Source organism: Bartonella tribocorum, from assembly GCF_002777915.1.
Classification (GTDB): Bacteria; Pseudomonadota; Alphaproteobacteria; order Rhizobiales; family Rhizobiaceae; genus Bartonella; species Bartonella tribocorum_A.
The window spans coordinates 31,225-43,162 of the sequence record NZ_NJGE01000008.1; the positions used below are offsets into that span (position 1 = coordinate 31,225).

Below are 11,938 nucleotides of genomic sequence, written 5' to 3' on the forward strand. Positions count from 1 at the left end.
TCTATCCCACCAGCACTATTTCATCCAGCTTTTCATCGAGCGAGATCGCTGTCATACATTGCAGTCATAGCACCGTATCTTAAAAAACAGCGTTGTGAGAGACGACAAGCAAACTCTACCCTCAATATTGCTTCAATATCCCTCGCAAGCCACCAGTCTGTAAACATCCAATTTTTTATCAAGTCACCTACTCTCCACATTACCACCCCTCAAAGAACGCTGTTGCGAGAGATTATAAGCAGGCACCTTATCATCCTCCTTGTATCGGGTTATTTCAAAAAAAATGGAAGGATTAAAGAGGCATGTGCTTGAATGTGCTTTAGAATATTATTTTACATCATGACAAATAAGTGTTTTAACAATTTTGAGAAATGGATCATAACAAACCAAACAAAATCTTCTAACGTAAACACCCACTTACTATAAGAAAACGGTATAAAAATTAAACTCAAAAAACCCAAAATTTTATCCTCCAGAATCGACCCGCTGCGAAGTATCCACATACGTAACCACAGACATCCCAGGAATGAGCTTTTCGATCCCTTCCTGACCAGGATCTAAAGCAATCCGTACTGAAATACGTTGTGCAATTTTGATAAAATTACCAATTGTTGTATCCGTTTTTAACAATGAAAACTCTGAGCCCGTCGCTGGCGCAAAACGAACCACACGTCCTGTTAACTTTTTGTTGTCCAATGCATCAACAGAAAAAACAACCGGTTGTCCCACACGCATCTGAGAAAGTTGCGTTTCTTTATAATTAGCAATAATCCAAATATCATCAGAAATCACAGAGACCAATTGCGTCCCCGGCATAACATATTGTCCTACCCTAGCGCCAACCAATCCAATATAGCCTGTTCGAGGTGATAGAATCTTTGTGTGATCGAGATTAAGTTTTGCCAATTCAACACTCACCTTTGCTTCCGCAACTTCTGACTGTAAACTTTGCCGTTCAAGATTTAATTGTCTTTGCAGTTGTCGTTTTGTTTCCAATGCCCCCAAGAGTTGTGAAAGAGGACGAGAAACAGAATTTACTGCATCACTAAAACCTAATTTTTTACTCTCAGAAGCACCATTGGAAAATGCTCGTGAACGGGCTAATTCTGCTTCTGCCGCATTAACTTCTCCCTGTAAAATCTGAGCCTGCAATTCAATACTAGCCAATTTGGCATTTTTTGAATCGAGAACAGCCTGTGCTCGTGCAAGTTGCTGACGCAAAAGAGAATCATCAAGCTCAAAGAGCAGCATTCCTTTTTCAACGCGTTGATAATCTTGCACATAAATCCGTGCGATCACCCCAGAAATCTGTGAGCTAACCAGAGTCACATTGCCCTTAATGGAAGCATTATCCGTTATTTGAATGTTACTCACAAAAGGAGGCAGTCTCCAAGCCCACAAAATCAGCAAAACACCCGTAATACCCGACAGGAATGCAACAATCGTAGCTTTTGATCGTAATGCTTTTATCATTTTTTGCACCCCTCTTCTATGACATTACTTTTTTTCTAATGCACGCACAGAGCATGACTTAACAACCATTGTGACAAGAAAAACAACAAATACAACCATTGAAATGTAAAAATAAAGCCGAAAAACGTCATCATAGGCAAAAATATTTGCTGTTAACTTAAATTTCTCTATCAACAGAGAAGTTCCCTGCTCACTTCCAAAGCCATGGGGAACAGAAGCACCATAAGAAGGCGAAAATAAAGTATTCATTTCGCCAGAAATAAGCGGATCAGTCACAACAATATTTTGTGTTAAGGACTCAAAGTTCTTATGGGCAAAATAAAACTGTAGGCTGCCAAAAAAAGCCGATCCCATCAACCCCCCTGTTACTTGCGTTAGCAAAAAAACAGCAATAAAACTCAAAACATAACGTGGCCCTCGCTCACCAGCGATCACAAATCCTTTAAAAAGAGCAGGAGGCAAAAAAAGTGCATAACTAAAACTCACCAGTCCTTGGCTCAACATCATATCTTGCGGACGCGTTAAATGATTGACACGACTATCTAAATAAGCACCAAGTGCCAAACACGCCAAAGATAACAAATAAAAATAATCCTCACGCCCGGCCCGTAAAAAAAACACACAAACAGCCCCCCCTAACAGAGTCCCCAATATCACCGCAAAATACATAGGTGCCATTTCACGATTAAGCAAACCAAAAAGATTAAAAAAACCTACAGGCAAACTTGACCTTTCTAACAAGAAAACATGAAAGATAAATAAAATAAAAACAGATTGAATCACTTCTTTACTGAAAATCCAACGCAGATCAATCAACGGTTTTTCTCTATTAAGCTCAATCATAATAGCAATAGCCAAAGAGAAAATAGCAAGTGCGAGCCCCCAACCAATCCATGGCGCTTCATACCACCAATACAATATGCCAACAGACATAATCACGGCATTAAGCCCCAGCCCCAGAGCAATCAAACCATAGCTTATCCAATCTAACTTTTGAATAACTTTGCTGCGGACAACGGGTGTAAGAGGCAAAGTATAGATACAAACCAAACTGATAAGCACCAAGCCCATTTCCAGAGCAGAAAGACTGGAAAAGCCACCATTTTCCAATAAATCAGGAGAAATCAAACGGGATAAAGGTGCTGCTAAAGCCGCATTCATATAATTCAAACTAAGACCAACAGTAAACTTCTTTGCTGGAGCAAAAGCCTCCATCATATAAAGCAATGCAAGCGAAGCCAAAGGTGCAGCCGCAATCCCAGCAAAAAAACGAATAATCAGCGCAGAACGCAAATCGGTCACAAAGAGCTGCAACACACAAACCAAAACGAAGCCAAGGATTGATAGTTCAGCAAAAGCACGCAATCCAAATTGATAGCGGATTTTGATCAACATAATCGCCACACTGACATTTGGCGCCATATAGGCTGCAACCAACCATGTCGTCTCAGCCAAAGTTGCATGAAAATCACCGGTCAAATGGACAATATTAGACTGAACAATATTGGCCCCTAAGCCATAAGCCCATTGCAAAATAAGAGAAGCAAAAATATAAACAAAACATTTCGGCAAAGGCCCTGCAAAAACACGACCCGGACGAGGAAAGGGTTTTCCGCCCCTTTTGGCAGACACAACCGTACTCTTTTTTCCGCTCATGTCACCTTTTCCTGTATACCCTGCTACGCTTCTATCAACAAAGAACCATCAGATGACAATTGCTGGAAAAAAGCCTCGATTTTAGGATTGTCCTCATCATTCGTTCCCCCCTTTAACGTCGCTTGAACCTGCAAAATCTGCTGTTCTAATGCATCAAAAGAAAGATGTTCAACAGCTACAACATGCTCTACCAATAAAGAGCAGCCCGAAAAAGTAATATTTGCAACACCACCGCAAACAGCAAATAACTTTTCTCCCGCAGCGGTGCGAACACGAACACTCCCCAACACAATGCTTGCCACCAGTGGTGCATGATGTGCCATAACGGTCAAAGAACCTGAAGCTGAAGGAAGAACAACAGACACCACCTGCTCTGAAAACACAATCTTTTCAGGCGACACAAGCTCAAACAAAAAACGCTTTTCTCTATTGTTTTCCACAAAAGTCTCCACAACACCCGATAGAAGGACCCTCCGCCCTCCTTAACACCTTATCTTTTTCAACAACTTGCCCTTTTCAAGAACAAATATTCATGACAGATTTCTCTTCAAGTAAGAAGCTTCTAATTCAAGAAGCCTCTGCCATGAGACGTTTTCCTTTTTCAAGGGCTTCATCAATCGAACCAACCATATAAAAGGCAGCTTCTGGCAAATCATCATAATCGCCTGCACAAAGACCTTTAAAGCCTTTGATTGTATCTTCCAAAGGAACAAGTTTCCCCGGCGAACCAGTAAAGGCTTCCGCCACATGGAAAGGTTGCGAAAGGAAACGTTCAATTTTACGCGCCCGTCCCACCAACAATTTATCATCTTCAGAAAGCTCATCCATCCCAAGAATAGCAATAATATCTTGAAGCGCTCTATAGCGTTGTAAAATGGTTTGCACTTGACAAGCAACCGTATAATGCTCTTCCCCGACAATCAATGGATCCAACATACGCGAGAAAGAATCAAGCGGATCAACCGCCGGATAAATTCCCTTTTCCGCAATCGAGCGCGAAAGAACGGTTGTTGCATCCAAATGGGCAAAAGATGTTGCCGGCGCCGGATCTGTCAAGTCATCAGCTGGAACATAAATCGCCTGAACGGAAGTAATAGAACCTGTTTTTGTGCTGGTAATACGTTCTTGCAAAGCACCCATATCCGTTGCCAAAGTAGGTTGGTACCCCACAGCAGAAGGAATACGTCCTAAAAGAGCAGACACCTCAGCCCCTGCTTGTGTGAAACGGAAAATATTATCCACAAAGAACAGAACATCCTGTCCCTCATCACGGAAGCTTTCTGCAATGGTCAACCCTGAAAGAGCAACACGCGCACGGGCTCCTGGTGGTTCATTCATTTGCCCATAAACAAGCGCACATTTTGACCCTTCTGTTGAACCATTATTCTCTTTTGGATTCACATTCACGCCGCTTTCGATCATTTCGTAATAAAGATCATTTCCCTCACGTGTCCGTTCTCCCACACCAGCAAAGACAGAATAGCCCCCATGTGCTTTTGCAATATTGTTGATAAGCTCCATAATGAGAACGGTTTTTCCAACACCAGCACCACCAAACAAGCCAATTTTACCCCCTTTAGAATAAGGAGCTAACAAATCCACAACCTTAATACCCGTAACCAGAATCTCTGAAACGGTTGATTGCTCAACATATTCAGGCGCCTCTTTGTGAATAGAACGTGTTTTGGTTGAAGCGATTGGACCCACGTTATCCACCGGCTCTCCAATCACATTCATAATACGCCCCAAAGTTGCTTCTCCTACAGGAACACTAATTTGTGCCCCTGTATCCACAACCTTTTGGCCCCGCATCAGACCATCGGTGGTATCCATCGCAATCGTACGCACGGTATTTTCACCCAAATGCTGCGCAACTTCTAACACCAAGCGATTGCCTAAATTCTCTGTCTCCAAAGCATTGAGAATATTTGGTAATGCCCCTTCAAATTGCACATCAACGACAGCACCAATAACCTGCTTGATCTCACCAACCGCGCCTTTTGCACGCTCTTCTTTTTTCACCGATGTATCTTTAGCGGCACTACGGGTAGACGCAGATGAAGTCTTCACATCCACTTGAGATTTCGAAGCGTCTTTTTTCACACCGGAACGAGCAGCTGGTTTCTTTTTTTCACCTTTTTCTGCTCCTTTGCTTGAGGTTACTGCTTTTGCCATCAATCCTTACCTTTTCCATTTAAAGCGCTTCAGCGCCCGCAATAATTTCGATCAATTCTGTCGTAATTTGTGCCTGACGTTGACGATTATAAGCCACCGTCAATTTATTAATCATTTCACCGGCATTGCGCGATGCATTATCCATAGCTGTCATCTTTGCGCCCATTTCACCAGCAACATTTTCGAGTAAAGCCCGAAAGATTTGCACTGAAAGATTACGTGGCACAAGCGCCTCTAAAAGAGAAGCAGCATCAGGCTCATACTCATAAACAATCGCCTCATGAACAATTGATTGTAAATCTCTGCTTATCTCTTTTTGTTCCACAACATCTGTTGCTTCAACAGCTGCTTTTGGAGCCCCCATGGGAATTAAGCCAAAAGCTGTTGGGCGTTGATTAATCACGGAAACAAATTCAGAATAAAACAACGTACAGACATCAAAAGCGCCTTCATTGAACAAATCAACAATGCGTTGACTAATCACCACCGCCTCTGCAAAACCAATTCGCTTTACAGCATGTAAATCAATGTGATCAATCATCAAACTTTTGTAATCACGCGATAAAATATCCGCACCCTTTTTGCCCACAGTGATAATTTTCACAATTTTACCAGCGGCCAACAGTGCTTTAATCTGCTCACGCGCATGACGAGCGATTTGCACATTAAAAGCACCACATAAACCGCGCTCAGCCGTACAGACCACCAAGAGATGCACATCATCACGCCCGCTACCCCGCATAAGAGCCGGTGCATCAACACCATCCACATCAGCCGCAACACTGGTTAAAATATCTGCCATCCTCTTAGCATAAGGGCGCGCCGATTGTGCCACCTCTTGCGCACGATGCAACCTCGCTGCCGCAACCATCTGCATAGCTTTGGTAATTTTCTGTGTTGCTTTAACCGAAGCGATACGGTCTCTAAGATCCTTTAATGAGGCCATTCAAGCATTCCATCAATTCATCACGAAAAATTTTTCGCATAAGTGTTAAGAACAGTGATCAATTTATCTTTCAATTCATCTGTTATCTGCTTTTGCTCAGCAATTGCTTTTAAGAGATCTTGATAATCACTCCGCAAAAGCACCAAAAGCCCCTGCTCAAACCGTGCAACATCAGAAACCGCCAAAGCATCAAGATAGCCATTCACACCCGCGAAAATAACCACCACCTGTTCTTCTGTTTTAAGGGGAGAAAATTGTGGCTGCTTTAAAAGCTCTGTCAAGCGTGCTCCCCGATTCAAAAGACGCTGGGTTGATGCATCCAAATCAGAGCCAAACTGTGCAAAAGCTGCCATTTCACGATATTGCGCCAATTCACCTTTAATTGAGCCGGCAACCTGTTTCATTGCCTTAATTTGCGCTGCCGAACCAACACGCGAAACAGAAAGACCAACATTCACAGCAGGACGAATACCTTGATAAAACAAATTGGTTTCCAAGAAAATTTGCCCATCGGTAATCGAAATCACATTTGTAGGAATATAAGCCGACACATCATTTGCTTGCGTTTCAATGACAGGCAAAGCTGTCAACGACCCCGATCCATTTTCCGCATTCAGCTTTGCAGCCCGCTCTAAAAGACGCGAATGCAGATAGAAAACATCTCCCGGATAAGCTTCACGACCAGGAGGACGACGCAACAAAAGAGACATTTGACGATATGCCACCGCTTGTTTTGACAGGTCATCATAACCGATCAAAGCATGCTGCCCATTATCACGGAAATATTCCCCCATAGCGCATCCAGCAAGAGGTGCAATAAATTGCAAGGGAGCAGGATCAGAAGCGGTTGCCGCAACAATAATAGAATATTCGAGTGCCCCGCGTTCCTCTAAAACTTTAACGAATTGTGCCACCGTCGAACGTTTTTGACCAATCGCCACATAAATACAATAAACTTTGTCCTGCTCTCGTCCAGCCCCTTTTTCATGAAAAGGTTTTTGGTTTAAAAATGTATCGAGCAAAATCGCTGTTTTTCCTGTTTGGCGATCACCAATCACCAATTCACGCTGTCCCCGCCCAATAGGGATGAGCGCATCAATTGCTTTTAATCCGGTCGACATTGGTTCATGAACAGACTGACGCGGAATAATCCCTGGCGCCTTAACATCGACACGACGACGTTCTGTCTCCTTAAGAGGTCCCTTCCCATCTATAGGATTTCCAAGTGCATCAACCACACGCCCGAGCAAAGCAGGTCCCACAGGGACATCCACAATAGCCCCCAATCGCTTTACACAATCCCCTTCACGAATATCGCGATCTGAGCCAAAAATGACCACACCAACATTATCAACTTCCAAATTAAGCGCCATCCCGCGCACACCATTTGGAAAAGCAACCATTTCCCCAGCTTGAACATTATCCAAACCATAAACGCGAGCGATACCATCCCCCACAGAGAGAACCCAACCAATTTCTGAAACCTCAGCCTTTTGGTCAAAGTTTTTGATTTGCTCTTTTAGAATTTTTGAAATTTCAGATGGTCTAATATCCATCAGCTGACCTCTTTTTTCAATGCAAGCTTAAGCGAAGACAATTTTGTTAGAAGAGACGTATCAATTTGAGACGTCCCGACACGAATGATTAATCCACCAAGAATTGTTGGATCCACAATAATGTGTAGCAAAACTTTTCCCCCAACAATACCTTCCAAAGTTTCACACAACTCTTGTTTTTGTTGAGAATTCAGTGGGCGCACAGAAACAATTTGTGCAGTAACTTGCCTACGAGCGCGTGCAACGCAACGCTGAAAGGCATGGAGAATACCAAATATGGCACTAAGCCTACGGTTTGCAGCAATAACGCGTAAAAAATTACCAACAATCTGCCCTGCTTCTTTATCAGCAAATTTGATGTTTTCACAAACAGATTGCATCACCTTAATTTGCTCTTTGACTGAAAAGAATGGGCTGAGCACGAAGTATTTTAAATCTTCATTTTGCTCTAAGACAAGCAAGAAATCCTCCACTGCCTTTTCAATCTTTTCAACGTTTCCTGCTTCTTGGGCGCAATTAAAAAGCGCTTGCGCATAGCGTTGATCTACCAATGGCAGCGGTATGAGAGAAAATGAATCCGACACGAAATACCGCCTCTTTCCCTTGAGCGACTCTCTGATAGTTATCAGATGATAATGAAACAGATATTCTCAATCTTAAGAATCTTCTTCTTAAAACCTCGAACAAAAACCATTCGGTTTCTAGCATAGACATAGCCGACTCGCAACACCACAAATCGCTGCTTTTTAAAAATTTTAAATAAAATATTCAAAATATTTTTGAAAAGGATTTTTTTAGATCTCCAAGAGCACATCATGATTTTTTTTATGCTTCTTTGATATTCTGTGAAAAAAATTCATGCTTTTTAATTTTGTTTCAAGTGCTCTTTCCATCACAAAAATGGTTCTCCTTTAAAGATCACCCTTCTTATCCCCACAAAAGCTTTAGCGAGAAGCAACTGCAAGTGCAAAAATCTTTTATTTCAACGAAATAATAAAAAAATAAGAATGGAAATAACAAAAGAGGTATCTCCATTTCGCGAAAACACCCATGAATGCGATCATAAGATCCTCATTGATCACCACCACCTTTACATTTGATCAGAACAAACCAGCACCCTCACACACGACCTCGATGTTGCAACAACCCCTTGACGCCGGAAATTTTTCATAAGAGGCATGCCTTTTTTTACAGTTTTACGCCACAAGAATCTCCCCACCTGCAACATGCAAAAAGTGAAAACTATTAATAAATCAATATGTTGAACTAATAGGAGAGATGTCTTTGTTGCTCCCATAACCGGAATATTTTTCCCCACAGTGCAGCTTGACGAAATGTCCACGAATAAGGTTCTGCGGCTAACGCGGTTGTACAGAAACAATTAAAGAGGCAAGACACCCATAGACAAACACATGATAATACGGACATGCTGCAATCTCACGTGTGTAAAAATCTTCTGGTTGGCATGAAAGGAAGGCTTTTATCCGGATGACCTAGTTGATAGGTTTGCAAGAGTCCTAAACTTTCTAATCCTATCTGTCCTGCTCTTCCAGTCACTTGAGAGAGAAAATTGATCGTTAAAAAAAGCTTTGCGGATCAATATCAATTTGAACCCGAACGGAACTAGGCATTTTGGGGCTATTGCTAAGCATTGTACGAATAAACCCTTGAATATCAAAAGAGCGCTGACCTTGCAGTAAAAGCCGAAAACGATAACGCCCCCGAACCAGAGCCAAAGGTGCCTCTGCGGGGCCCATAACCGAAATATTTTTTTCCCGTGGCGCAGCTTGACGGAGTGCCCGCGCATAATATTCTGCGGCTTGACGCTGTTGTGCCGATACAATCAAAGAGGCAAGTCGCCCATAGGGCGGCAAATGATAATGTTGGCGGGCTGCAATCTCACGTGTATAAAATTCTTCTGGTTGGCATGAAAGCAAGGCTTTTATGACCGGATGATCGGGTTGATAGGTTTGCAATAATCCTAAACTTTCCAATCCTACCCGCCCTGCTCTTCCTGTCACTTGAGAAAGCAGCTGAAAGGTACGTTCACTCGCACGTAAATCCCCATTAGCAAGACCAAGATCAGCATCAATAACCCCCACCAGAGAAAGCTTGGGGAAATGATGTCCTTTAGCGACCAACTGTGTCCCAATAATAATGTCCACATCACCATTGGCAATGGCTTGCAATTCGCTTCGTAACTGCCCAATCCCCCCTTTGAGATCTGTTGAAAGAATCAATGATCGCGCCTGCGGAAAAAGCCCTTGTGTTTCTTCTGCAATTCTTTCCACACCCGGTCCACAAGCCACGAGATGGTCTAATGTCCCGCATTCAGGACAGGCTTCTGGAAGGGGTTGATGATAGCCACAATGATGACATTTCAATTGCCCTTGTGCGCGATGTTCAACCAACCAACTTGAACAATCGGTACAATGAAAGCGATGTCCGCAAACTCGGCATAAAGTTAAAGGCGCATAACCACGGCGATTAAGAAAAAGCAGCGCCTGCTCGCCTTTCTCAAGCGTTTGTTTTAAAGCCCTTTCAAGGGCAAAGGAAATAAAGCGTCCCTTTTGCACACCTCCTTGGCGCATATCAATTACCCGCAACTGTGGAAGGGCTACTTCTTTAAAGCGAGAGGGTAAATGTACCTTTTGATAACGCCCTTTTAAAACATTAGCTTGGCTTTCAATCGACGGTGTCGCTGAGGATAAAATAACAGGAAAATGCTCAAAAGAGCCTCGTGCAACCGCCATATCACGCGCATGATAAAAAATGCGCTCTTCTTGTTTATAAGCGCTATCATGCTCTTCATCGACAACAATCAAGCCAAGCGCGTGGAAGGGAAGAAAAAGTGCCGAACGAGCCCCCGCAACGACACGCACCCGCCCTTCTGCAACTTGTCGCCAGACGCGTTCTCTACGACGTGGTGTCAAATCAGAATGCCATTCTGCTGCCGCAGCGCCAAAGCGTGCATAAAAACGATCTAAAAACTGCTGTGTTAAAGCAATTTCCGGCAATAAAATTAAAACTTGGCTACCCCCTTTGAAAGCTTGAGCAACTGCTTCAAAATAAACTTCTGTCTTTCCTGAACCCGTAACACCATCCAGCAAAAAAACTTGAAACTGAGAAGACAAAACCCCTTCCCGCAACAATGTTGCTGCCTCATTTTGTGCGCCCTGCAACTGAGGAGGACAAAAGTCAGGATCAGGCATGCCCACAAGATCAGGAGCAGGAACCTTAACCTCTTCAAAAATTCCTAGCGCTTTTAAGCCTTCAACAACAGCAACAGAAGTTCCAGCCGCATGCGCAAGACCAGAACGTGTCCATATTTTCTCATTGCGCACCAATTCCAAAACCCGTAAGCGGGCTGGTGTGAGACGTTCCACATCTCCCCCACAATAACGCAGTCCCAGCATCTGCGCTTCCGGCTCTAAAGCAGCCGGTACAGACAAAACCAATCGTGCAACAAGACCAAAAGGCGTCATCGTATAACGACTCACAAACCGCAAAAATGTAATCATTTCCACCTTTAATGGGGGACAATCAAAAACATGAAGCACAGAGCGTAATTTTTCACGCGCCACCAAAGCAGACTTTTGCCCATCCTTTGCCTGCTCTCCAACATCTACAACAAAACCGCAAAGCTCACGCCCCATAACAGGAACACGAACAAAAGAACCAATTTCCACCTCCATAGAAGACGGAACTTTATAACTATAAGCATGCGCAACAGGAAGAGGAACCAAGACAGAGACAACCTTCTCCTCTATCATGTTTGAATTCATCTTTTTAACCAATCTACAATCCCCCCTTATCTAAGATCCTCTTGAGCACCAACGGGTCTACACCTTATCTTTAAACACCCTTATAAAACTTACTGCTATAAAACGTACTGCGGGATTCAATCACTCTCTTTACGACAATACTTTTCTCACAAAAATTCTTTTTCATATGCATTCCATCTCTAAAACGCCAACAATAAACACAACATCCTCCTCTATAACAAAAAAACAGCACTATTCTTCTGTACATATAAAGTCTATCACGATTAAGCATTCAACATGCTATCGTAAGTGTGCCCTTCAACAAAGCTATCCCATAATGACTTCATGCCCAAGATACACACTTTTAT

The 11,938-nt window shown here is 42.9% G+C and carries 9 protein-coding genes; all 9 read right to left on the minus strand.

Annotated features, from left to right (window positions below; genetic code table 11):
• Nucleotides 1-32: 32 nt before the first annotated feature.
• The 9 genes from CER18_RS10030 to CER18_RS04580 all read right to left on the minus strand — a co-directional run bounded on the left by CER18_RS10030 (nt 33) and on the right by CER18_RS04580 (nt 11,591).
• The gene (locus tag CER18_RS10030; protein ID WP_180299387.1) at nt 33-200 is read right to left on the minus strand and encodes a hypothetical protein; all 168 of its coding nucleotides are present in this window, start codon (nt 198-200) and stop codon (nt 33-35) included.
• Nucleotides 201-465: 265 nt separating this feature from the next.
• Nucleotides 466-1,473: an HlyD family secretion protein gene (locus CER18_RS04545; protein WP_100128892.1), complete on the minus strand. Its 1,008-nt coding sequence runs from the start codon at nt 1,471-1,473 to the stop codon at nt 466-468.
• A gap of 24 nt (nt 1,474-1,497) precedes the next feature.
• Nucleotides 1,498-3,129: an MFS transporter gene (locus CER18_RS04550; protein ID WP_100128893.1), complete on the minus strand. Its 1,632-nt coding sequence runs from the start codon at nt 3,127-3,129 to the stop codon at nt 1,498-1,500.
• A 23-nt stretch (nt 3,130-3,152) separates the two neighbouring features.
• The gene (atpC, locus tag CER18_RS04555) at nt 3,153-3,569 is read right to left on the minus strand and encodes an ATP synthase F1 subunit epsilon (RefSeq protein WP_100128894.1); all 417 of its coding nucleotides are present in this window, start codon (nt 3,567-3,569) and stop codon (nt 3,153-3,155) included.
• A gap of 127 nt (nt 3,570-3,696) precedes the next feature.
• Nucleotides 3,697-5,304 carry a F0F1 ATP synthase subunit beta gene (gene atpD, locus CER18_RS04560; protein ID WP_100128895.1) on the minus strand — a complete coding sequence of 536 codons (1,608 nt, stop codon included), beginning with the start codon at nt 5,302-5,304 and terminating at the stop codon, nt 3,697-3,699.
• A gap of 19 nt (nt 5,305-5,323) precedes the next feature.
• The gene (locus tag CER18_RS04565; RefSeq protein WP_100128896.1) at nt 5,324-6,250 is read right to left on the minus strand and encodes a F0F1 ATP synthase subunit gamma; all 927 of its coding nucleotides are present in this window, start codon (nt 6,248-6,250) and stop codon (nt 5,324-5,326) included.
• A gap of 20 nt (nt 6,251-6,270) precedes the next feature.
• Nucleotides 6,271-7,806, minus strand: a complete 1,536-nt coding sequence (gene atpA, locus CER18_RS04570; RefSeq protein ID WP_100128897.1) for a F0F1 ATP synthase subunit alpha — start codon at nt 7,804-7,806, stop codon at nt 6,271-6,273.
• Complete coding sequence (gene atpH / locus CER18_RS04575; RefSeq protein WP_100128898.1) at nt 7,806-8,390, minus strand: ATP synthase F1 subunit delta; 585 nt, start codon at nt 8,388-8,390, stop codon at nt 7,806-7,808. Before atpH ends, atpA begins: the two co-directional genes overlap by 1 nt.
• Before the next feature lie 993 nt (nt 8,391-9,383).
• Nucleotides 9,384-11,591 (minus strand): primosomal protein N', encoded by a 2,208-nt coding sequence (locus CER18_RS04580; protein WP_280951570.1) that lies wholly within the window; start codon nt 11,589-11,591, stop codon nt 9,384-9,386.
• Nucleotides 11,592-11,938 lie beyond the last annotated feature (347 nt).

Bases quoted from the DNA above. Each gene is read 5' to 3' on its own strand.
- CER18_RS04565 (WP_100128896.1), bottom strand. From the start codon at position 6,250: ATGGCCTCATTAAAGGATCTTAGAGACCGTATCGCTTCGGTTAAAGCA.
- CER18_RS04545 (WP_100128892.1), bottom strand. From the start codon at position 1,473: ATGATAAAAGCATTACGATCAAAAGCTACGATTGTTGCATTCCTGTCG.
- atpD (WP_100128895.1), bottom strand. From the start codon at position 5,304: ATGGCAAAAGCAGTAACCTCAAGCAAAGGAGCAGAAAAAGGTGAAAAA.
- CER18_RS04580 (WP_280951570.1), bottom strand. From the start codon at position 11,591: ATGAATTCAAACATGATAGAGGAGAAGGTTGTCTCTGTCTTGGTTCCT.
- atpA (WP_100128897.1), bottom strand. From the start codon at position 7,806: ATGGATATTAGACCATCTGAAATTTCAAAAATTCTAAAAGAGCAAATC.
- CER18_RS10030 (WP_180299387.1), bottom strand. From the start codon at position 200: ATGTGGAGAGTAGGTGACTTGATAAAAAATTGGATGTTTACAGACTGG.
- CER18_RS04550 (WP_100128893.1), bottom strand. From the start codon at position 3,129: ATGAGCGGAAAAAAGAGTACGGTTGTGTCTGCCAAAAGGGGCGGAAAA.